This is a genomic window from Nocardioides sp. N13(2025), assembly GCF_051912545.1.
Lineage (GTDB): Bacteria > Actinomycetota > Actinomycetes > Propionibacteriales > Nocardioidaceae > Nocardioides.
Genome location: NZ_CP196809.1, coordinates 397,732 through 419,653, shown reverse-complemented (window position 1 = coordinate 419,653; position 21,922 = coordinate 397,732). Strand labels below are relative to the sequence as shown.

Here is a 21,922-nt window from a genome sequence, read left to right as displayed (position 1 = left end):
GGAGGAGGGAAGGCGTCCCGGGTGTGGACGTCGACCGACGACAACGCAGCCAGGTGCGTGCCAGCGCTGCTCAGGTCAGAGCTGCTCGTCCTCGATGAACGCGTCGTCGTCGTCGTCGCCGTAGGCGGCGAGGGCGGCGTGCGGGTCGAAGCCGGGCGCGCTGTCCTTGAGCGAGAGGCCCATCTCGACGAGCTTGGCCTTGACCTCGTCGATGGACTTCGCGCCGAAGTTGCGGATGTCGAGCAGGTCCTGCTCCGAGCGGGAGATGAGCTCACCCACGGTGTGGATGCCCTCGCGCTTGAGGCAGTTGTAGCTGCGGACCGTGAGCTGCAGGTCCTCGACCGGCAGGGCCAGGTCGGCGGCGAGCTGCTCGTCGACGGGCGACGGGCCGATGTCGATGCCCTCAGCCTCGACGTTGAGCTCACGGGCCAGGCCGAACAGCTCGACGAGCGTCTTGCCGGCCGAGGCGATCGCGTCGCGGGGACGGATCGACGGCTTGGTCTCGACGTCGATGACGAGCTTGTCGAAGTCGGTGCGCTGCTCGACACGGGTGGCCTCGACCTTGTAGGTCACCTTCAGCACGGGGCTGTAGATCGAGTCGACCGGCATGCGGCCGATCTCGTTGTCGGCACCCTTGTTCTGGACCGCGGAGACGTAGCCGCGGCCGCGCTCGACGACGAGCTCCATCTCCAGCTTGCCCTTGTCGGACAGCGTGGCGATCTTCAGCTCGGGGTTGTGCACCTCGACACCGGCGGGCGGCGTGATGTCGGCGGCGGTGACGTCACCGGCACCGGACTTGCGCAGGTACATCACGACCGGCTCGTCGTGCTCGGAGGACACCACGATGCCCTTGAGGTTGAGGATGATCTCGGTCATGTCCTCGGTGACGCCCTCGATGGTCGAGAACTCGTGGAGGACGGAGTCGACCTTGATGCTGGTGACCGAGGCACCCGGGATCGAGCTGAGGAGCGTACGACGCAGCGAGTTGCCGAGCGTGTAGCCGAAGCCGGGCTCGAGGGGCTCGATGACGAACCGCGAGCGGAACTCGTCGACGGTCTCTTCCGTGAGGGTCGGGCGCTGAGCGATAAGCACGGAGTTTTTCCTTTCCGGATCCACCCACTATTTGACGGATCCGAACCTGATGAGGTTGGCGGAGAAGAGGAACAGGAAGAGGGGCGTCGGGGGCCGTCCGAGCGGGTCGGACGGCCACCGACGGTGAGTCACTTCTTGGAGTAGTACTCGACGATGAGCTGCTCCTGGACCGGCACATCGATCTGTGCACGGACCGGGACCTGGTGGATGAGGACGCGCATCCGCGACGGGATGACCTCCATCCACGCCGGGGTGACGCGCTCGCCGTGGGTCTCGCGAGCCACGATGAGCGGGGTCAGCTCGAGCGACTTCTCACGCACGTCGATGATGTCGTGGTCGGTGACCTGGAAGGACGGGATGTCGACCTTCTTGCCGTTGACCAGGAAGTGGCCGTGCACGACGAGCTGCCGGGCCTGGCGACGCGTACGGGCGAAGCCGGCGCGGTAGACCACGTTGTCGAGGCGGCACTCGAGGAGCTGCAGCAGGTTGTCACCGGTCTTGCCCTGGCGACGGCTGGCTTCCTTGTAGTAGCGGACGAACTGCTTCTCCATCACGCCGTAGGTGAAACGAGCCTTCTGCTTCTCGCGGAGCTGCAGCAGGTACTCGGACTCCTTGATGCGACCGCGGCCGTGCTGGCCGGGGGCGTAGGGACGCTTCTCGAAGGCAGCGTCGCCGCCGACGAGGTCGACACCGAGACGGCGCGACTTGCGGGTCATGGGACCGGTGTAGCGGGCCATGTTTCAGTCTCTCTTTCTCAGTCTCGGGTCAGACGCGGCGGCGCTTGGGCGGCCGGCATCCGTTGTGCGGGGTGGGCGTGACGTCCTGGATGGTGCCGACCTCGAGGCCGATGGCACCCAGCGAACGGATGGCGGTCTCACGACCCGAGCCCGGACCCTTGACGAAGACGTCGATCTTCTTCATGCCGTGGTCCATGGCGCGACGGCCGGCGGCTTCGGCAGCCATCTGGGCGGCGAAGGGGGTGGACTTGCGCGAGCCCTTGAAACCGACGGTGCCGGCAGAGGCCCACGAGATCACCGCACCGGTCGGGTCGGTGATCGTGACGATGGTGTTGTTGAACGTGCTCTTGATGTGGGCTTCGCCCTGAGCGATGTTCTTCTTCTCCTTGCGGCGGACCTTGGTCGCGCGGCTCTTGGGAGGCATTCACTAACTCCTGATGAGGTCTGGTCTGAAAGCGTGCGGGACGAGGGTGATCAGCGCAGGGCGCCGATCACTTCGCCTTCTTCTTGCCGGCAACCGTGCGCTTCGGACCCTTGCGGGTGCGCGCGTTGGTCTTGGTGCGCTGACCGCGGACCGGGAGGCCCATGCGGTGGCGGCGACCCTGGTAGCTGCCGATCTCGATCTTGCGGCGGATGTCCGCCTGGACCTCACGTCGGAGGTCACCCTCGATCTTGAAGTTGGCTTCGATCTCGTCGCGAAGCTTGACCAGCTCCTCGTCACCGAGCGTGTGAACGCGAGCGTTCGGGTCGACGCCGGTGGACTCGAGCAGCTGCTTGGCGCGGGTACGGCCGATGCCGTAGATGTAGGTGAGAGCGACCTCGATGCGCTTGTCGCGCGGGAGGTCAACACCAACGAGGCGTGCCATGTGGTGGTTTTCCTTGTCTGTACTCGCCCTGGTTTCGGACGTGTCGCGCCCCGTGCCCCGAAGGGCTCGAGCTCCGGCCAGTGCTCCGGAGGTGACTTCGGTCAGGCGGTGCCGGACCTAGCGATCACGTTGTGTGGTTGTGCGGTTGTTGCTGTTCAGGCCCTCTTGCCGCGAGCGGCTGCGAGGCTCGGGCTGCTCGTCCGGCAAGCCGGACGAGATCCCTCAGCCTTGCCGCTGCTTGTGGCGCGGGTTCTCGCAGATGACCATGACCCGGCCGTGACGGCGGATGACCTTGCACTTGTCACAGATGGGCTTGACGCTGGGGTTGACCTTCATGTCAACGTTTCCTTGCTCTCGGCTGGCTGCCTGCGTAGATCGGTGATCTCGCAGGCTCGATCACTTGTAGCGGTAGACGATCCGACCCCGCGTGAGGTCGTACGGCGAGAGCTCCACCACGACCCGGTCCTCGGGGAGGATCCGGATGTAGTGCTGGCGCATCTTGCCGCTGATGTGGGCGAGCACCTTGTGCCCGTTGGCCAGCTCCACGCGGAACATGGCGTTGGGAAGGGCCTCCACGACGGTGCCCTCGATCTCGATCACGCCTTCTTTCTTCGGCATGTCCTCCACAATCTGTCGCAGGTCCTGATCAAATGCTTGTCTACCGTGGCCCGGGAACCGCCCGGCCCCCGCTGAGCGGGGATCCGGTGGACCTCGTGGGCGGATCCGGGGACCTCTTCCCGGGCACGCGCACGATCGTCAGGGACGAGTCGGACGAGATTCCGGGCAGCCGCGAGGCACCACGAAACACAGCCCACGTTGGGCCGACGCACCAGTTTAGTCAGGCGCCCTTCGAGAACGCCAATCAGCGAGACGACCGCCCCGCACGCCCAGGGAGCGGAGGCTGATGGCGGCCCGCAGGCGCTGCCACCGGCCCACTTCTTGCGACATCGCGCGACGCTCGGCGTCGATCGACTCCCAGTACGTCGCCGCGGCGGCCTCCCCGGGGACGCTGGGGCCGAAGACGAAGCTGTCGGCGCGGCGGGCCAGGACCCCCGCCTGGCCGGAGACGATGCCCACGGACTGCTCGCGGCGGGTGACGGTGGGACCGAGGGGCACCACCTGGCCGAGGTCGCGGGCGTGGTCGACCAGCTCGCGCCACGCGCCGACGAACCGGGCGGACGCCGAGGGGGCCCGGCGCCGGCGGTGCCGGCGTACGGCCTTCGCGGCGACGACCGCGCCGAGCAGGAGAGCGAGGACGAGCAGTGGTCCGCCGACGTAGGTCAGGACGGTCCCGATCCACGACGGGAGGCCGGGGACCAGGCCTTCCTCGTCGTCCTTCTCGGCCTTCTTGCGACTGGCCTTGCGCTCCTTGAGGTCGGCGTCACTCTGCTCCCCCGCGTCGGACGGCGGCGGGATCGGGTTGGGGGGCGGGATGACGGTGCCGGACATCGGCGCGTTGGTCTCGGGGACCTGGTCGGCGGGGGGCGTGGTGGACATGAACGTCTCGGTGGGCAGCGTGCGCCACGAGCCGTCGGCGGCCCGCAGCTCGACCCACGCCGAGACGTCCTTGCCGGTGACGCGCCCGCCCTCGGGCACCTCGGCGCCCAGCACCACCCGCGCCGGGACGCCGATGTCGTTGGCGATGAGCGCCATCGTCGCGGCGTACTGCTCGTCGTTGCCGACGATCTGCGGCGCGTTGACGAACTCGTCGGACAGCCGCCACACGCTGTGCCCGCCGACGTAGATGCGCTCGGTGCGACCGACGCCGTCGGAGTACTTGCCCTCGGACCGCAGGTGCTCGGCCGCCGCGAGGACGCGGCGCATCGGGTCGTTGCCGGCTCCCTCGGTCCACTTCTCGGTGGGCCCCTGGACGAACGCCGCGCCCGGCGGGAGGCCGGTGACCTCGGCCGACCCGACCGTCTCGGGGGTCAGCGTGTCGTCGGGCTCCACCGCGGTGAAGGAGTAGCGGTCGCCGGGCTGGAGGCCGGTGGGGACGACTGCCGTGGAGGTCGCCAGGTTGTAGCGGAACACCTCGGCGCGGGCCCGCGCGTCGCCGGTCTCGAAGTCCATCGACGTCAGCGCACCGACCGTGGGCAGCCAGACGCCGCGGTAGCCCTCCCCGAGCGTCACCGTCACGTCGACCTCCTTGCCCTCGACCGGGTTGTCGATCGTGGAGGAGACACGCTGGAAGGAGTCGTCGGCCGGGCCGGGCAGCGCGTTGTCGGTCGCACCCCACACCATGCCGTCGTAGTGGTCCATGGTCGCGATGCGCACGAGCGTGCCGGCCTCGACGCCCTCGACGTCGAACAGCGTCTTGTCGTAGACGTTGGTGGGGTCGTTGCGGCCCTTGAGGTCGACGTACTGGCGGAAGCCCGCCAACGGGGACGGGTAGCGGCCGATGTCGAAGGGCGGCTCGACCCAGTTGCGGGCCACCACGCGCTCGGCGTCGCCGCCGCCGACCAGCGCGCTCGCGGGGAAGGCCACCGCGGCGGCCAGCGCCAGCATCGCGACGGCGCCGGCACCCCGGACGTACGACGTGCTTCCGCCCTGCACGGCGGCGCTCGCCCGGCGGGCACGGATCGCCAGCCACGCCAGCGCCGCCCCCGCGAAGACCGCCCCCTGCAGGAGCAGCGACTGCGGGTGGCGCACCCCCAGCACGATCGCGCCGGTGAGGACCAGCGTCATGCCGAGGACGGGCAGCAGGGCGGCCAGCCAGGCACGTCGTACGGAGAGGTGGGAGAGCCCGACCCCGACGAGGCCGGCCAGCAGGCCGGCGAGCCACGGCAGCACCAGCAGGGGTCCGTCACCGTCGATGGGGGGCAGCGTGGTGAGCAGGTCCTTCCAGCCGAAGACCGCCTGGTCGGCGACGCGCGCGAGCGTGGAGGGCCCCGGGAGCACCGAGGTGTCACCGAGCGACCGGAGGCACAACGGCCCGCCGAGCAGGAAGAAGACCACCAGGCAGATCACGACGGCGGAGATGATCGGCCAGCCCGCAGCGCGGGTGAGGTGGGTGACCACCACCGCCACCAGCACGCCGAGGAGACCGACGACGAGGTAGGCGGACCCGGTGAACGAGGTGCCGAGCGCGCTCAGCGCGATGGCCGCCAGGAGGACCGTGAACCCGAGGTCGATCCACGAGTGCCGGTCGGGCAGCAGGTGGTGCGAGCGGACCCGGGTCCGGGTGCCCGTCGCGGAGGCGCTGTGGGGTGAGCTCACGAGACGGTCCATCGCAGGAGGCCGCCGAGGTCCTCCTGGGCGGCCAGGTGGAGGACGGGCATGCCGCCGGTCTCGGTGACGCGGCTGGTGCCCTCGGGATCGACCACGATGCCGAAGCGCCGGACCTCGGGAGGGAAGGCGGCCGCGGAGCGCAGGATGTCGGTGAACTGCGCCCGGCTGCCGGCGACGAAGAACGCCAGGCTGGTGTCCGGCGCCAGCGTGCTGGCCTGCCGGCCGGACTCGACGAGGCCACGGTCGCCGAAGTCTGCGCGGCACACCGCGTCGAGCGCGAGGTGGCCGTCGGAGCCGGTGGAGGCGTGCGAGCCGCAGACGAACGAGACGTCGAACTCGTCGAGGACGGCGCGCACCGCGATCGAGGCGGCGACCGTCATGGCGGTCTCGAAGTCCTCCGGGTCCCCCCAGGAGGCGACCTGGTCGTCGACCACGATCGTGGCGTGGCTGCGGCGCGTGTCGAGGTACTGCCGCACCAGCAGCGCCGACTCCCCCGTCGAGGCCATCACCTTGGCCGACGAGCGCCAGTGGATGTGGCGCAGGTCGTCACCGGGCACGTACTCGCGCAGCGCGTGGAAGGCCAGGTCGCTCTGGCTGACTGCGTCGGTCGAGACCCCCTCGAGGTCGCGCATCAGGCCCGCGCCCAGGGACTCCATCGGCACCAGGTGCGGGCGTACGAGCACCTCGCGCACCGGGGTCCAGACCACGTCGCGCGAGAAGATGCCGACCGGGTCCCCGCGTCGCGTCATCGCCGGGCCGACCGGGATCACCCCCCGGCGCTCGGTGCGGATGGTGAACGACTCCTCGTGCGTCGCGCCCGGCGCCAGCGAGCTGATGCCGTAGCGGTGGATCGCCGAGCCGACCGGCACCTCGAGCGACGTCGGGACGAGCCGCGACGACGCGCGGTTCACCACCAGGACGCCGGCCGCGACCGACTCCCCCGCCGCGACGCGCTCGGGCTGCAGCCGCAGGTCCACCGTGACGGACGTGCGCCCGAGCAGGAACGGGAGGGCGAGGACGGCCAGCACCAGGCACGCCATGCCCAGCACGGCCAGCTCGCGCCACGACGTGAACGCGGCGACCAGGAGCGCCCCCAGGCCGAGCCCGAGGACCATCCAGCCGATCGGCTTGACGACCTCGAGCGCATCAGACAGCTGCTGCCTCATCGAGGGGTCAGGCCCCCACGCGGTCGGTCGGCGGGGCGACCGCGTCGAGCAGGCGTGAGATCACGGTCTGCACGTCGACGCCGCTGAACTGCGCCTCGGCGTCGAGGAGCAGCCGGTGCGACAGCACCGGCTCGGCGAGGTCCTTGATGTCGTCGGGGACCACGTGGTCGCGACCGTCGGCCGCGGCCCAGGTCTTGGCCACCCGGACGAACGCCAGGCACCCGCGGGCCGACAGGCCGAGCTTGACGTGCGGCTGGCGACGCGACTCCTCGGCGAGCTCGGCGACGTAGCCGATCACGGCCGGGTCGACGTAGACCTGGTCGGCCAGCCCGCTCATCTGCGCGATCGTCGCGGCCGTGATCACGGGAGTCACCAGGGCGGCGCGGTCCCGGACCGCGGCGTTGTTGAGCAGCTCGACGGTGGCCTGCCGGTCGGGGTAGCCGACGGAGGTCTTCATCAGGAAGCGGTCGAGCTGCGCCTCGGGCAGGCGGTAGGTCCCGGCCTGCTCGATCGGGTTCTGGGTCGCGATCACCAGGAACGGCTTGCCGACAGGGTGGGCCACGCCGTCGACGGTGACGCGCCCCTCCTCCATCACCTCGAGCAGCGCGGACTGCGTCTTGGGCGAGGCACGGTTGATCTCGTCGGCCAGCACGATGGTGTGGAAGATCGGGCCCGGGTGGAACTCGAAGGTGCCCTTGTGCTGGTCGTAGACCGTCACGCCGGTGACGTCGGAGGGCAGCAGGTCGGGTGTGAACTGGATGCGCGCGTGGCTGCCCTGCACCGTGTTGGCGAGCGCCCGCGCCAGCATCGTCTTGCCGGTGCCCGGGAAGTCCTCGAGCAGGACGTGGCCCTCGGAGAGCAGGCAGGTCAGCGCCAGGCGTACGACGTGGCGCTTGCCGAGCACCGCCTTCTCCATGTTGTCGGTGAGCTGGTCGAAGGTGGACTTGAACCACTCGGCCTGTTCCTGGCTGATCGTCATGTCACGTTCCTGTCGGTGCTGTCGGTGCTGGGGGTGCTGAAGGCGGTGCCGGGGAGAGGGGCTACCACCCGTTGGAGCCTGTTGCCTCCTGGCCGAAGATGCCTCGGCCCTTGCAGACGACGGTCGCCCCGTTCGGGGAGTACCAGTCCGTCTCCTGGGTGGCCTGGCCCGGGCCGGTGGCGTTGAAGTCATAGCTGCGCCAGCCGCCATAGCCGAACGGGTCGTCCCATCCCATGCTCACCGTGCAGGTGAAGCTCTCGTAGAAGCCCGAGATTGCGATCGAGATGTAACCGCAGGCTTCGACCTCGCACGGCGGAGGCTTGCCGCTGCCCGGCCCGTCCCAGCAGTCGTTCTCCTTCACAGTGTCGTCGTCGCGACATTGGGTGCCCCTGCTCACCGACACGCCAGGCGCTGGGACGCCGCTCGTGCCGAGGTTGGAGCGGTAGGCCTCACCACGACCGTCGGGCGAGCTGTCGCGCAGCCACACCTCGAGCCGGGTGTCTTGGGCGAACTCGGCGGTGGTGTTGCTGATCGTCTGGCTGAAGGCTCCGTTGCTGGTCAAGTTGATGAGCTGGTCGCTGCCGCCGTCGATCCGGTAGACCAGCTGGGCTGCGTCACCGTTGCTCGAGCCCGTGATCGTCCAAGTGACCGACTTGCCGCTGACGGCGGGGTCGGCGATGTCGTCGAGCATTCCGTCGAGCCGGCCGTAGGACTGCACGTTCTGGACACCGCTGAGCGTGCATCCGGCCGGGGCCTTCTCGTTGCAGACCCGGAGCTGCACCGGATAGGGCTGCTCGTTGCTCGGCACCAGGACGCGCGTCGTGTTGGTCCCGGTCTGCTGGGCGAACGACTTGGTGACCACGCCCCCGACGAGGATCTCGACCTTGCTGGTGGTCCCACGCGAGTCGGGCACCGTGTACTGGAGCTGCACCTCCTGGCTCGCCCCCGTCGCGCCGGCGCTGAAGGCACCCCACTGCGCAGGGCGTCCCACCGCCTCGATCGACGTGGGCTCGCTCGGCGTGGAGCGGTTGCCCGGCTCGTCGGTCGGCTGGTTGGCCGCGACCACGCGGTAGGTGTAGGTGAGGCCGTCGTAGGGCACGTTGTCGTGCGTGCAGCTCAGGGACGCGAGCTTCTGGCAGCCGGGCACGGCCGCACTCGTGGAGCCGTTGTCGTAGCTCACGGTGTAGACGGTCGGCCCGGGTCCCTCCGGCAGGACGCCCTGCCAGGAGATCCGTACGTCGGTCTGGTTCGCTCCTGCCTCCAGGTCGGTCACCGTCGGCGCAGGTGGTGCCGACGGAGTGCCGAGCGGCTGCATCTCGGACGAGGTGCGCGGCAGCGAGTAGTCGACGCGGTTCTGCGCCTTGATCGTGAAGAGGTACTTCTCGTTGTTGTTGAGGCCACGCGCGGTGTAGGTGGTGACGTCCCCGGTCACCACGTCCTCGCCGCCGAGCCACGAGATCGAGTAGGTCAGGATCCTCGAGGTGTCCGTGGACGGCTTGTCCCACTTGATCCTGATGTAGCCGTCGCCACGGTCCACCATCCGGATGTCCTGCACCCGGCCCGGCTTCGTGTCGGCCTGCGCCGTGCGCGAGAGGTCGCTCCACTCGCCCTCGCCCACACGGTTCACGGCCTGGGCGCGGAAGCTGTACTTCCCACCGGTCTTGAGCTTGCGGTAGACGCACTCGTTGGTGGCGCACTTTTGCTGGGTGCCGCTCCGCTCCTCCTTGACCCAGTAGAAGAGGATCGGGGCACCGCCGTCGTCGTCCGGCGGCTTCCACGACATCTTGACCGTGCCGACCTCGTCGGAGACCGGGTAGGGGCGCGGCTCGCCGGGCGCCGACGGCGTGCCGACGACCTGGAACCGGATGCGCGCCTCCGCGCGGCGCTCCGGCGGCGGGTCGGAGGACGAGACGTCGCTGACCACCAGCTCGAAGCTGGCGTCGGCCCCGCGGGTGTCCTTGTCGGCGGTGAGGGTCAGCTTGCTGCCGTTGGTGGTGGCGCGCACCCCCGGGTTGCCGGTGGACCTCACGTCGACGATGGTGGGCGACGGGTCGGCGACACCGGCCGTGAGGTAGGAGCGGATGTCGTAGGTGCGGCTCTGACCGGCCTCCATGGTGTCGACCTTGATCGGGAGCATCGTCGGGGGCGGCGCCTGGGCGAGCCGGAAGCGGACCTCCTCGGTGTTGCTGTTCCCTGCGCGCACCGACAGGACGGCCTCGCCGCCCTGTGTCGCCGAGTCGGCTGCGGACACGGGGACGACCGACCCGCTGACGGTGCCGATGTCGACCCCGTCGACCCCCTGGCTCCACTCCGCCCGGTAGTCGAGGCCCACGGCGTCGCGCGGATCGATGGTGAAGACCTTGCAGAACGTGGCGATGTCGAGGTCGAGCTGCTGCCCGGCCGAGATCGGCAGCACGGTCGAGGGGCACTCGAGCTCGGGCGCGTCGTCCCCCACCAGCACGGGGATCGAGAGCAGCACGGTGGCACCGTCCTCGGTGGTCGAGGCGTCCTCGTTGCCACTCGCGTCGGTCGCCGTGGTGACCTCGACCAGCACGGCGCCGGGTCCCCGGAACCCGGCCGCCGAGGTGAGCGTGAAGCCGTTGTCGCCGTCGGGGCCGACCTCCAGCTCGGAGGGCGACGCGCTCCAGGAGCGGCGCCCGGACGCGAGCTTGACGTCAGCGCCGTCGGGGGCGGAGACGTAGTCGGCGAGCTTGCCCGTCGTGCGACCGCCGGAGTCCAGCTCGATCAGCGCGTCGTCGACGACGTACGGCAGCCCGGTGCCCGTCGGCGGGACGTAGACCGAGGCCGCGGCCGAGGCCCCGTCGCGGTCCTCGACCACGAACGGCAGCACCTGCGGCGCGGCGGCCCGGTCGGCGCGGACCTCCACGCCGTCGACCACCTTCCCGGGCGGGCTCACCTCGGTGACCTGCAGGTCCTCGGACGGGCCGTCGGGGTCGTAGGCGCCCTCGAGGACGTCGACCAGGACGCTGCCGCTCTCGTCGGCCCGGCCGAAGGCGTCGTAGACGACCGGCGGGTTGTTGAAGTCCTCGGTGGTCTCCAGCGTCATCGTCGACCGGGACTCGTCCAGCCCGTTGGTGACGCTGTAGACGATCACGACCGGCGGCTCCCCCACGGTCCTCGGGGCGGGCACGGTGACGAGGTTGGTGTCCTCGTCGAGGGAGGCGTCGGCAGGTGCGTCGAGCAGCGTGACGTCGACGGAGTCGCCGGCGGCCACGAAGTCGTTGGCCAGCGGGTCGAACGTGGCCGTCCGGCCGGGCTCGACCGTGAGCCGGTCCTCGACCGCCAGGGGCGCCTGCGGCTGGCCGGGCTCGACCACGGCGACCCGGACCGTGCCGGTGGCGAAGGCACCCTGGGAGTCGACCACGGCATAGGTGAACTCGTCGGTGCCCACCGTGCGGGGGTAGGCCTGGTACTCCAGGAAGTTGCCGCCATAGGACTGGATGCGCCCCAGGCGCGGCGCGGACGTGATGCCCGTGACGGTGACCGGGTCGCCGTTGCGGTCCACCCCGACGCCCGGGACGCGGATCTTGACCGTGTCGCCGGACGTCACCCGGCCCTCGAGGGTCGGCGGCTCGGGCGGGTCGTTGGGGTCGCCCGTGGGCACCACCGTCACGCGCAGCTCACCAGTGGCGCGCTTGCCCTCGAGGTTCTGGGCGACGTAGGTGACGGTGAAGGTGTCGCGCTCCTTGATCTGGGCCGGGGCGATGTAGCGCACGACCCGTCCGGAGACGAAGGCGCGGCCCACGTCGCCCGTGACGTCGATCGGGGCGACGACGTCGAGCTGGCCGGGCGTCTCGCTGTCGACGAGGTCGCTGAGGAGGGTCAGTCGGTCACCTGACGGCGACACGTCGTTGTCCAGCACCGGGGCGGACACCGAGGCGCCGGCCCGCACGACCACCCGGTCGGCCACGGTCACCGGAGTGTTGTCGGCCGGCTGGGGCCGTTGCGTGACCACCACCTCGCCGCGGATGCCGGCGCTGCCGTTGCTGATCGTGTAGGACACCGTCTGCGTGCGCGGCGCCATCACCGGCTGCACCGACGAGATCCTCAGCCAGCGACCATCGATGATGGCGACGTCCACCTGGGCGTCGTTCTGCGGGACGGCTCGCTGCACGACGAGGAGCCCGCCCGCAGGGTCGAGGTCGTTGGCCAGCACGTCGACGATCCCGGGCGCCTGGCCGAAGACGGTCAGCGTGTCGGGCATCGCGACGGGGTCGGCGGCGCGCTTGGGGCGCGGCTTCACGTCGACGCGGATGGTGCCCTGGTCGAGCGGCGCGTTGCCGTAGCCGGCGTCGTAGCTGAGGAAGTAGCTGCCCGGGCGGTCGGCGGTGACGGTCAGCTGCCCGGAGTCGAGGTCCGAGACGACCTTGGCACCCGGCTGCTGCGGCACCTTCCCGCCGAGGGTGAGCTCGGCGTCGGGCTCGTTGGGGTCGGAGCCCGGGAGGTCGTTGAGCAGTGGACGGATCTTGATCTGCTTGCCGACCTCGCCGCGTACGACGTCGGGCTGCGCGCTCGGGGCGAACGCCTTCTGGTCCTTGGGCGCCTGGACCTGGAAGGCCATCGACTTCCTGACCGGTTCCGAGCTGCCGTCGGTCACGGCGAACTCGACCCGGACGACCTGCGGGCCGTCGGTCGCCGTGGTCGGCGCGGTGAAGCGGATCCGACCGTCCGCCGTCGGCCGGGCCATCGCTCCGGACTCGTCCCCGCCGACCGCCCGGGCGGAGTCGAGCAGCAGCGTGTCGCCGTCACGGTCGTCGCGCCAGTCCGCGAGGACGGGCACCTCGAGGGAACCGCCGTGCGGCACCTTGAAGATGGGCTTCTCGTAGCCCTCGCGCGGCGCCGGGGGCTCGTTCTCGCGGGTGGCACGCACGCCGACGTCGACCGTCGCGTGGGCCGAGAGCCCGTCGCGGCCGTCGTCGATGAAGTACTCGAACCTCGCGGGGCGGGCCTTGTCCGGCATCACCAGGACGAGGGTCTGCCCGTCGGGACTGATCTCCACCCGCGCACCGCCGGTGGGCTGGTCGACGCCGACGATGCTCAGCAGCCGGCCCTCGGGAGCCGAGTCGTTGTCGAGGGGGTGGAGCACGGTCGTGCGACCGGCCCGCACGCCGTACGAGTCCGGCTTGGCCTGCGGCGGCCGCTTGTCGGCGTCGGTCGGGTTCTCGTTGTCGTTCTCGTCGTCCTCGTCCTGCTTCTTGGACGTGAAGGCTTCCCAGTTGTCGATCTCGATGGGGCGGTCCTGCTCGACGTCCCAGACGGTGCCGCTGTTGGCGTCGTTGAGCACGATCTCGCCGCGGTTCACGCGGAAGGCCAGGCTGGTGGCGTTGCCGCCGAGGTCGTCCTGCATGAGGTCCTGGGAGCCGCACCGGGTGGCGACGGCGCCCAGGCCTCCCGACCAGGCGCCGAAGACGCACGCGCCGAGGCGCACCGGCTCCACGGGCGTGCCGGAGTACTTCGAGGCCACCGTGGTGACGTCGCCGGAGTCGAGGTCGACGCTGAGCAGCGCGTCAGGCGCCCCGACCAGCACGGCGTCGGCAGCGGGTCCCGCCTGCTGGAGCACGCTGTCCGGCGGCACCGGGGCGCTGGCGCCGTCGACGACGCGGAGCACGCCGGCGTCCTCGTCGAGGGTGACGATGCGCTCGCCCACGGTGGTGACCTGGGAGACCTGGCCGGCGTCGCCCGGAAGCTCCCGCGTCTGCGGCTCGCCCAGCGTGGCGTCCTTCGGGGACAGGGTGGTGACCGTGCCCTCGCTCGTCGAGGTGACGACGACCGTGCCGCCCTGGCTCACGGCGAGGGACGCGCCCTCACCGGCCTCGGCAAGGGGCTCGGACTGCCGGTCGACCGTGCTCATGACCGGCTTGCCGGCCATGTCGTCGTAGCGCACCGCCCAGACCTCACCGGTCTCGCGGTCGGTGCTGGCGAGCGTGCCTCCGGCCATCTGGACGTCGCCGTCGGTCGGGATCGCCGCAGCGCCGCCGTCCTGGGACTCCAGCTTGGTGGTCTCGATGCTCTGCCCGCGACTCGCGTTGACGTTGAGGGTCACGACCGCCGCGCCGTCCTGGACGACGTCGAGCCGGGTCTTCCCGTCCTGGGTGGGCACGACGCCGTCGAGCTGGTTGATCGGCTTGTTGAGACGACCCGACCAGCCCTTCTTGCCGTTGACGACCCAGACACCGCCGTCGTTGAGCTCGGCCTCGTGCGATCGGTATCCGTCCGCCGTCACCGCGTAGACCACGACGGCGGATGCGGCGATGGCCAGAGCAGCGCCCGACGCGATGCCCACCCGGTGTCGACGCACGAACGTCGCTCGCGCCACGCCATTCCCCCTTGGCCCCCGAATGACGTACGCCCGCCGCAGTCATCCAGGAAGGAGGGTATGTATACGGTCAAGTTTCGGACAAGTCGCGACATCGTGCGCCGGACGGCGGCATGGGTGATGATGGTGGTGTGGGCGTGTACGAGGGGAGCCGACGTTGATCGTGCAAGCGCGGTACGCCAGTGGTTCCGGCGTGCTCGTCGGCAGTGGGGCGCAGTGGGTCCTGCTGACGGATCCCGCTGACGAACAGGTCGTCCAGGAGATCTGGGACGCCCTGTCCATGACCGCGCCGTCGGGGACCCCGGCGCTCGAGCGGGTGATGGCGATCGTCGAGAAGGCCTTCGAGGGAGACCCGCCCGGGCTGGCCATGGTCGACTTCACGTCCGGTGCGTCCACCACGCTCTCCCGCGGCGCCGGGCACGTGCGCATGACAGGTCCGGCGCGGGTCCTCAGCCTCGACGGGGGCACCGATCCCGACGATCTCCGCCCCACCCGTCGTCTCGTGGGTGGCGTCGTCGCCGCCGACCGGGTGGAGCTCGAGCCTCTCTCCGCCAAGGTCGCACCGGTCCACCGGGTGCAGGAGGCCGACGCCCCGGCTCCGGCCGCGGCGTTGATCGACGGCATCCCCGAGGCCATCCTCGCCGCGAAGGGTCCCGACGGCCCTCCTCCGCGCAACCGCATCCGCCGGCCGGTGGAGGACACCGGGTCGTCGACCGACACCTCCGAGCCCGACCCGCTGCTCGTGGAGCGCATCGAGCAGGGCGCCCACACCACCATCCGGCCCCCGTCGGAGCCGCACGAGGCGCCGGCGCCGCACGACGACGACCACGACGGCTCGACCACCCACCGTCCGGCCCACCTCTCCCACAGCACCGCGCCGACCGTGCTCGCCGTCAGCTGCCCCCTCGGGCACCTCACGCCGCCCATCGCGCCGCAGTGCCGGGTCTGCCACCAGCGCGTCGCTCCCCAGGAGCCCCGTCGGGTGGACCGGCCGTCGCTCGGCGGCCTCCGGCTGCCGACCGGCGAGGTCGTACCCCTCGACCGCGGGGTGATCCTGGGACGCAAGCCCGCACCGGCCGAGGGCAGCACCGACTGGCCCCACCTGGTGCACCTGCCATCCGACCACTCCTTCGTGTCCCGGCGCCACCTGCAGATCGAGCTCGACGGCTGGGACGTCGTGGCACGCGACCTCGGCAGCCGGGGCGGCACCACGATCGCGCCGCCCGGTCGCGATCCGCAGGGGATGCGCCCCGGTGAGGCCTACGTCCTCGAGCCGGGCACGGTCCTCGACATGGCCCACGTCTACGCCGTGCGCTTCGAGACCGGAGCGGTCGCCCGGTGAGCGCGCCGGTCATCCCCGGGTTCGCGTTCGTCGAGCACCTGGGCAGCGGCGGTTTCGCCGACGTCTTCCTCTACGAGCAGCAGTGGCCGCGCCAGCGCGTCGCGGTCAAGGTCGTCCGTCCCGACGTGCCGCTGACCGACCGTGAGAAGTACCTGTTCACCGCCGAGGCCAACGCGATGGCGCGGCTGGCCGACCATCCCTACATCGTCTCGGTGATCACCGCCGGCGTCACGGCCGAGGGCGGGCGCCCGTTCCTCGTCATGCGCTACTGCCCGCCGCCGGACCTCGGCATCCGCGTGCGCTCCAACCCGATGGCTCCGGTCGACGCGGTCTCCACCGGCATCAAGCTGGCGAGCGCGATCGAGACCGCGCACCGCTCGGGCATCCTGCACCGGGACATCAAGCCCAGCAACGTCCTGGTCACCACCTACCACGAGCCGGCGCTCACGGACTTCGGCATCGCCGGCCACATGGCCGACGTCGAGGGCGACAACGACGTCCGGATCTCCTACCCCTGGTCGCCGCCCGAGCTCCTCGACGGCCGCTCCAACGGCTCGGTGGCCTCCGACGTCTACTCCCTCGGCGCCACCATCTGGCACCTGCTGGTGGGGCGCTCCCCCTTCTCCATCCCGTCGGGCGACAACTCCACCCGCGCCCTCAGCGCGCGCATCCTGCACGCCGCTCCCCCGGCCACCCAGCGCCCGGACGTGCCTCCGGCCCTCGACCGGCTGCTCCAGCAGTGCCTGGCCAAGCGGCCCGAGCACCGGCCCGGCAGCGCCCTCGAGCTCGCCCGGGCGCTCCAGCGGATCGAGTCGGCGGCCGGCTGGGCGCGGACCGCCGTCGCGGTCGAGGGTGATCGCCCCGACGCGGCGGTCATGGCCCCCGAGGTGCCCGAGGCTCCCGAGGACGCCACCGCGATGAAGCCGGTGACCGTCATCTCGGCCAGCGGCCCGCGCCGCATCGCTCCCCAGGACCCCGCACAGCTCCCCGAGGGCGAGACCGAGGAGACGAGCGGCGTCCCCGCCCTCGTGTGGGCCGGGGTCGGCGCCGCCGTCCTGGCCCTGCTCGTCGGCTTCCTGGTCCTCGGCGGCGGCGGTCGCGAGGACGACCCCGGCGTGGTGGTCCCGACCGAGTCGCAGACGCCGCTCGACGTCGTCCCCGACACGCTCGACCGCGCGCCGACCCTGACCGGGCGGCGTACCGAACGCGGCGTGCTGTTCCGGTGGAACGCCCCCGTCCCGCCCGAGCCGGGCGACGCCTTCAGCTGGCACCGCGACGACACCGACTCCTACGGCAGCACCACCAAGAAGCAGCTCCTCGTGCGGACCGACGAGCCGGTCTGCCTGGACCTGCGGATGACGCGCGGCTCCGACAACTCGCCGAGCACCAGCCAGTGCGTGTCCTGATCGCTGCCTGCGCCATTCTGCTGGCCGCTGCCGGTCCCGCTGCCGCGACGCCGGGCGAGGACCGGATCCTCGACCTGCTCGACCGTGCCCGCGTCGTCGACGACATCGGCTACCACCCCGGCTACGACCGCGACTGCGACCCCGGGGCGTGCGTCTTCGGTGAGCCGTGGACCGACGACCACGACGGCCCCAAGGGCCGCAACGGGTGCACGACCCGCGAGGACGTCCTGCTGATGCAGATGAGGGACATCGAGCTCCGCTGGGGTTCGGAGTGCCGCATCTACGAGGCCAGGCTGCGCGATCCCTACACCGGGGAGCGGATGACCTGGCGCGACGACGGCTACGTGATCTCCATCGACCACGTCTACCCGCTGGCGCGCGCCTGGCACGGCGGCGCCTGGGCGTGGTCACCTCGTCGGCGCACCACCTTCGCCAACGACGTCCGCCGGGAGCTGCTCGCCGTGTCGGCACGCGCCAACGACGACAAGCAGGCCGACGGGCCGGGCGACTGGCTGCCGCCGTGGCACCGCCGGCACTGCGACTACGTGCGTCGCTACGTCCGCGTCGCCGTGGCGTGGGACCTGCCCCTCACCACGGCCGACGCGGACGCCGTACGACGCGTCGCTTCCGCCTGCTGAGCTGCCGGGGGACGACTCAGTCGTCCTCCCAGTCGCGGCGCGGGCCGGTGGCCGCGTCCTGCTGCTCCTTGCTCATCCGGTCAGACGCCCACAGCGAGACCACGGCCGTGACCACCAGGGTGGCCAGGATGACCACGAGCGAGAGCCAGATCGGGATGTCGGGGGCCCACGCGATGTGCTCACCGCCGTTGATGAACGGCAGCTCGTTCTCGTGCATCGCGTGCAGGATCAGCTTGACGCCGATGAAGGCCAGCAGGAACGCCAGGCCGTAGGAGAGGTAGATCAGGCGCTGGAGCAGGCCACCGATGAGGAAGTAGAGCTGGCGCAGGCCCATCAGCGCGAAGATGTTGGCCGTGAGCACCAGGTAGGGCTCCTTGGTGATGCCGAAGATCGCCGGGATCGAGTCGAGCGCGAACAGCAAGTCGGTGGTGCCGAGCGTGATGATCACGATGAACATCGGAGTGATCATCTTCTTCGCGCCCTCGCTGACGAGCAGCTTCCTGCCGTGCCACTCCGAGGTGGCGGGGAAGCGTCGCTCGATGAAGGCGACCAGCTTGTTCTCCTCGAACTCGTCGTCCTCGTCCTCGGCGCCCTCCTTGGCGAGCTTGACAGCCGTGTAGACCAGGAAGAGGCCGAAGAGGTAGAAGACCCAGCTGAAGTTGTTGATCGCGGCGGCGCCGACGGCGATGAAGATCGCGCGCATGACCAGCGCCATCACGATGCCGATCATCAGGGCGTACTGCTGGAGCTCACGCGGGACGGCGAACTTGGCCATGATGATGATGAAGATGAAGAGGTTGTCGATGGAGAGGGAGTACTCCACCAACCACCCGGAGAAGAACTCCAGCGCCGGCGTGCCACCTGAGGTGAACCAGACGCCGAGGCCGAAGACGACGGCCAGACCCACGTAGATCGAGAGGTAGGTCGCGCACTCCTTCATGCTCGGCTCGTGGGGCCTGCGGCCGACCACGGCGAGGTCGAAGGTGAAGATGGCGAGGGTGACCACGCCGGTGGCGATCCAGACCCAGGTGGGGACGTCCACGCTGTTGCTCCTTGGGGGTGAGGGTGAGTACGGCGTCCGCGCAGCACACGGCCGCCGGAGGTCTCTTCCGCTCGCACGTCATGGGCGAACCTGCGGCACCGGGCTCCGCTCGCGCGGGAGCCGTACTGACGACACCACTGCCGGGGAATACTCCCCTCCTGCGCCCGCAGTCTTTCACGACTGCGTGGGCGGGGGCGAAATCGGCGTCAGCGTCCGCCGAATGGGACGCCCAGCTCGGCGAGGCGCGCCGCCCCGCCGTCCACCGCGGTGAGCACCCACGCGCCCTGGGGCGTCACGGTGAAGGTGTGCTCGAAGTGGGCCGACATCGAGCCGTCGACCGTGGCCACCGTCCACTCGTCCTCGAGGGTGTCGGTGTGCTTGCTGCCCAGGGTCACCATCGGCTCCACCGCGAGGGCCAGACCCTCGACGATGCCGGGACCGCGCCCGCGTCGGCCGACGTTGGGCACGTTGGGGGCCATGTGCATCTCGGTGCCGATGCCGTGGCCGGTGTAGTCCTCGAGGATGCCGTAGCGCCCCTGGGAGCGGACGAAGGTCTCGATCGCGTGGCTGATGTCGGTGACGCGGCCGCCCAGCCGAGCGGCGGCCATGCCGCGCCACAGCGACTCCTCGGTCACCCGCAGCAGCTCGCGCACGTCGTCGGCGACCTCACCGACGGGGACGGTGATCGCGGCGTCGCCGTGCCATCCCTCGATGATGGCGCCGCAGTCGATCGAGATCACGTCGCCCTCTGCCAGGGCCCGCGGGCCCGGGATGCCGTGCACGACCTCGTCGTTGACCGAGGCGCAGATCGTGGCCGGGAACGGCGGGTGGCTGTAGCCCTTGAACGACGGGATCCCGCCGTGGTCGCGGATGTTGGCCTCGGCGAGCGTGTCGAGCTCCAGCGTGGTCACGCCCGGGCGCACCGCCTCGCGCAGCAGCTCGAGGGTCTCCCCCACGAGCCGACCGGCCACACGCATGAGGTCGATCTGCTCGGGGGTCTTGATCTCGATGCCGCGGTCGCGGAAGCCCACGGGACTGCTCAGCTCTGCGGGACCACGTCGAGCGCGGCGAAGATGCGGGCGGTCACCTCGTCGACCTCGCCCATGCCGTCGACCTCGACGAGGATGCCCCGCTCGCGGTAGACGTCGATCAGCGGCTCGGTCTGCTCGAGGTAGACCTCCTGCCGGCGCCGGATGACGTCCTCGGTGTCGTCCGCGCGGCCGTCGGTCTGCGCGCGCTGCAGCAGGCGCTGGACGAGCTCCTCGGAGTCCACGGTCAGCACGACGACGGCGTCGAGCCGGTGGCCGGTGAACGCGATCATCCCGTCGAGCTCGGTCACCTGCGCCAGCGTGCGCGGGTAGCCGTCGAGCAGGAAGCCCGGCTCCGCGTCGGCCTCGTCGATGCGGTTGCGCACCATGAGGTTGGTGACCTCGTCCGGGACGTACTCGCCGGCGTCCATGTAGCGCTTGGCCTCGACGCCGAGAGGCGTGCCCTGCGAGACGTTGGCCCGGAAGATGTCACCGGTGGAGATGGCAGGCACGCCGAAGTGGTCGGCGACGTACTTCGCCTGCGTGCCCTTGCCCGCGCCGGGCGGGCCCATGAGGATGAGTCTCATCTACTTGAGGAATCCTTCGTAGTTGCGCTGCTGGAGCTGGCTCTCGATCTGCTTCACCGTGTCCAGGGCGACGCCGACCATGATCAGGATGGACGTGCCGCCGAACGGGAAGTTCTGGTTGGCCTGGATCATCGCGAACGCGATGAGCGGGACCAACGAGATCAGGCCGAGGTAGAGAGCTCCAGGGAACGTGATGCGGGACAGGACGTAGGACAGGTAGTCCTCGGTCGGCTTGCCCGCCCGGATCCCGGGGATGAAGCCGCCGTACTTCTTCATGTTGTCCGCCACCTCGACAGGGTTGAAGGTGATCGAGACGTAGAAGTACGTGAAGAAGATGATGAGCAGGAAGTACGAGATCATGTAGAGCGGGTGGTCGCCGCCGACGAGGTAGGTGCCGATGAAGTCCAGGACCGGGTTCTTGCTCTCCGGGTTGAACTGCACCGCCATCGCCGGGAGGTAGAGCAACGACGAGGCGAAGATGACCGGGATGATGCCGGCCTGGTTCACCTTGAGCGGGATGTAGGTCGAGTTCCCGCCGAACATCTTCCGGCCGACCATGCGACGGGCGTACTGCACCGGGATGCGGCGCTGTGCCTGCTCGATGAAGATGACGGCCGCGACCAGGATGAGGCCGATGACCATCACGATGCTGAAGACCACCCAGCCCTTGGAGGTCTGCACGCTCCACAGGGACGCCGGGAAGGTCGCGACGACCTGGGTGAAGATGAGGATCGACATGCCGTTGCCGATGCCACGGTCGGTGATGAGCTCGCCGAGCCACATGATGACGGCCGTGCCGGCGGTCATGGTGACGACCATGACCAGGAAGGTCGCGGTGCCGTTGTCGTGCAGCAGGTCGCGGTCACAGCCCTGGAGCAGTGCCTTGTTGCGCGCCAGCGCCACGATGCCGGTGGCCTGCAGGACCGCGAGGCCCAGCGTCAGGTAGCGCGTGTACTGCGTGATCTTCGCCTGGCCGGCCTGACCCTCCTTCTTCAGCGCCTCGAGCCGTGGGATCACCACGACGAGCAGCTGCAGGATGATCGAGGCCGTGATGTACGGCATGATCCCGAGCGCGAAGATGGTGAGCTGGAGCAGCGCACCCCCGGAGAAGAGGTTGATCAGGCTGTAGAGCCCGCCCTCCTCCAGCTGGCTGATGCAGGCCTGGACGTTGGCCACGTGCACGCCCGGGGTGGGCACCTGGGAGCCGAGCCGGAAGATCGTGACGATCAGCAGGACGAACAGCAGCTTGCGCCGCAGGTCCGGAGTCCGGAAAGCGTTGGCGAACGCGCCTAGCACTGGTTCCTCTTTCGTTCGGGTGCCCGGCCAGGATCGGCGGGCGGACGAGAGCCCTCACCGTCGTACGGCGATGGGCCCGGGGAAGCCTAACAGTCGGGGTGCGACCCGCTTCCCGAGACGTTCGGTTGAACGACGAAGGCCTGGCCGACAGTTCCCACTGTGCGGCCAGGCCTTCACC

17 protein-coding genes are annotated in these 21,922 nt (G+C 70.2%); 3 read left to right on the top strand and 14 right to left on the bottom strand.

From position 1 onward, the window contains the following. Nucleotides 1-75: 75 nt before the first annotated feature. The 10 genes from ACS3YM_RS02100 to ACS3YM_RS02055 form a co-directional block, all read right to left on the bottom strand. Complete coding sequence (locus ACS3YM_RS02100) at nt 76-1,092, bottom strand: DNA-directed RNA polymerase subunit alpha (protein WP_056599781.1); 1,017 nt, start codon at nt 1,090-1,092, stop codon at nt 76-78. Between the two features lie 128 nt (nt 1,093-1,220). Then, complete coding sequence (gene rpsD, locus ACS3YM_RS02095; RefSeq protein ID WP_201938281.1) at nt 1,221-1,829, bottom strand: 30S ribosomal protein S4; 609 nt, start codon at nt 1,827-1,829, stop codon at nt 1,221-1,223. A gap of 28 nt (nt 1,830-1,857) precedes the next feature. Continuing rightward, complete coding sequence (rpsK, locus tag ACS3YM_RS02090) at nt 1,858-2,253, bottom strand: 30S ribosomal protein S11 (protein WP_010831742.1); 396 nt, start codon at nt 2,251-2,253, stop codon at nt 1,858-1,860. Nucleotides 2,254-2,320: 67 nt separating this feature from the next. Further along, nucleotides 2,321-2,695, bottom strand: coding sequence for a 30S ribosomal protein S13 (gene rpsM, locus ACS3YM_RS02085; protein WP_439938383.1), 375 nt, complete (start codon nt 2,693-2,695; stop codon nt 2,321-2,323). Nucleotides 2,696-2,917: 222 nt separating this feature from the next. Then, on the bottom strand, nt 2,918-3,031 hold the full coding sequence (rpmJ, locus tag ACS3YM_RS02080) for a 50S ribosomal protein L36 (RefSeq protein WP_004008316.1): 114 nt from the start codon (nt 3,029-3,031) through the stop codon (nt 2,918-2,920). 60 nt (nt 3,032-3,091) lie between these two features. After that, nucleotides 3,092-3,313 (bottom strand): translation initiation factor IF-1, encoded by a 222-nt coding sequence (infA, locus tag ACS3YM_RS02075; RefSeq protein WP_056599768.1) that lies wholly within the window; start codon nt 3,311-3,313, stop codon nt 3,092-3,094. Nucleotides 3,314-3,529: 216 nt separating this feature from the next. Next, on the bottom strand, nt 3,530-5,911 hold the full coding sequence (locus ACS3YM_RS02070; protein WP_439938382.1) for a transglutaminaseTgpA domain-containing protein: 2,382 nt from the start codon (nt 5,909-5,911) through the stop codon (nt 3,530-3,532). Then, nucleotides 5,908-7,089, bottom strand: a complete 1,182-nt coding sequence (locus ACS3YM_RS02065; RefSeq protein ID WP_439938381.1) for a DUF58 domain-containing protein — start codon at nt 7,087-7,089, stop codon at nt 5,908-5,910. Before ACS3YM_RS02065 ends, ACS3YM_RS02070 begins: the two co-directional genes overlap by 4 nt. 7 nt (nt 7,090-7,096) lie before the next feature. After that, on the bottom strand, nt 7,097-8,068 hold the full coding sequence (locus ACS3YM_RS02060) for an AAA family ATPase (protein ID WP_439938380.1): 972 nt from the start codon (nt 8,066-8,068) through the stop codon (nt 7,097-7,099). Between the two features lie 61 nt (nt 8,069-8,129). Beyond that, the gene (locus tag ACS3YM_RS02055; RefSeq protein ID WP_439938379.1) at nt 8,130-14,405 is read right to left on the bottom strand and encodes an Ig-like domain-containing protein; all 6,276 of its coding nucleotides are present in this window, start codon (nt 14,403-14,405) and stop codon (nt 8,130-8,132) included. Between the two features lie 193 nt (nt 14,406-14,598). Between ACS3YM_RS02055 and ACS3YM_RS02050 the strand changes: the two genes are divergently transcribed. Genes ACS3YM_RS02050 through ACS3YM_RS02040 form a run of 3 tightly spaced genes read left to right on the top strand, consistent with a single transcriptional unit; the run spans nt 14,599 to nt 17,791 of the window. Beyond that, nucleotides 14,599-15,747 (top strand): FHA domain-containing protein, encoded by a 1,149-nt coding sequence (locus tag ACS3YM_RS02050; protein WP_439938378.1) that lies wholly within the window; start codon nt 14,599-14,601, stop codon nt 15,745-15,747. Then, nucleotides 15,744-17,153: a serine/threonine-protein kinase gene (locus ACS3YM_RS02045; protein ID WP_439938377.1), complete on the top strand. Its 1,410-nt coding sequence runs from the start codon at nt 15,744-15,746 to the stop codon at nt 17,151-17,153. Before ACS3YM_RS02050 ends, ACS3YM_RS02045 begins: the two co-directional genes overlap by 4 nt. Next, nucleotides 17,141-17,791 (top strand): HNH endonuclease family protein, encoded by a 651-nt coding sequence (locus tag ACS3YM_RS02040; RefSeq protein WP_439938376.1) that lies wholly within the window; start codon nt 17,141-17,143, stop codon nt 17,789-17,791. Before ACS3YM_RS02045 ends, ACS3YM_RS02040 begins: the two co-directional genes overlap by 13 nt. 16 nt (nt 17,792-17,807) lie before the next feature. Here the strand turns inward: ACS3YM_RS02040 and ACS3YM_RS02035 are convergent, their stop codons facing one another. From ACS3YM_RS02035 to secY, 4 genes are all read right to left on the bottom strand, one after another. Then, the gene (locus ACS3YM_RS02035; protein WP_439938375.1) at nt 17,808-18,833 is read right to left on the bottom strand and encodes a TerC family protein; all 1,026 of its coding nucleotides are present in this window, start codon (nt 18,831-18,833) and stop codon (nt 17,808-17,810) included. 206 nt (nt 18,834-19,039) lie between these two features. After that, nucleotides 19,040-19,864 carry a type I methionyl aminopeptidase gene (map, locus tag ACS3YM_RS02030; protein ID WP_439938374.1) on the bottom strand — a complete coding sequence of 275 codons (825 nt, stop codon included), beginning with the start codon at nt 19,862-19,864 and terminating at the stop codon, nt 19,040-19,042. An 8-nt stretch (nt 19,865-19,872) separates the two neighbouring features. After that, nucleotides 19,873-20,448, bottom strand: coding sequence for an adenylate kinase (locus ACS3YM_RS02025; protein ID WP_439938373.1), 576 nt, complete (start codon nt 20,446-20,448; stop codon nt 19,873-19,875). Beyond that, complete coding sequence (gene secY / locus ACS3YM_RS02020; RefSeq protein ID WP_439938372.1) at nt 20,449-21,744, bottom strand: preprotein translocase subunit SecY; 1,296 nt, start codon at nt 21,742-21,744, stop codon at nt 20,449-20,451. Between the last annotated feature and the right edge of the window lie 178 nt (nt 21,745-21,922).

Excerpts from the sequence above, each read along its gene's own strand:
- rpsD (WP_201938281.1), bottom strand. The coding sequence starts at position 1,829 with ATGGCCCGCTACACCGGTCCCATGACCCGCAAGTCGCGCCGTCTCGGT.
- rpsK (WP_010831742.1), bottom strand. The coding sequence starts at position 2,253 with ATGCCTCCCAAGAGCCGCGCGACCAAGGTCCGCCGCAAGGAGAAGAAG.
- rpsM (WP_439938383.1), bottom strand. The coding sequence starts at position 2,695 with ATGGCACGCCTCGTTGGTGTTGACCTCCCGCGCGACAAGCGCATCGAG.
- rpmJ (WP_004008316.1), bottom strand. The coding sequence starts at position 3,031 with ATGAAGGTCAACCCCAGCGTCAAGCCCATCTGTGACAAGTGCAAGGTC.
- infA (WP_056599768.1), bottom strand. The coding sequence starts at position 3,313 with ATGCCGAAGAAAGAAGGCGTGATCGAGATCGAGGGCACCGTCGTGGAG.
- ACS3YM_RS02065 (WP_439938381.1), bottom strand. The coding sequence starts at position 7,089 with ATGAGGCAGCAGCTGTCTGATGCGCTCGAGGTCGTCAAGCCGATCGGC.
- ACS3YM_RS02060 (WP_439938380.1), bottom strand. The coding sequence starts at position 8,068 with ATGACGATCAGCCAGGAACAGGCCGAGTGGTTCAAGTCCACCTTCGAC.
- ACS3YM_RS02025 (WP_439938373.1), bottom strand. The coding sequence starts at position 20,448 with ATGAGACTCATCCTCATGGGCCCGCCCGGCGCGGGCAAGGGCACGCAG.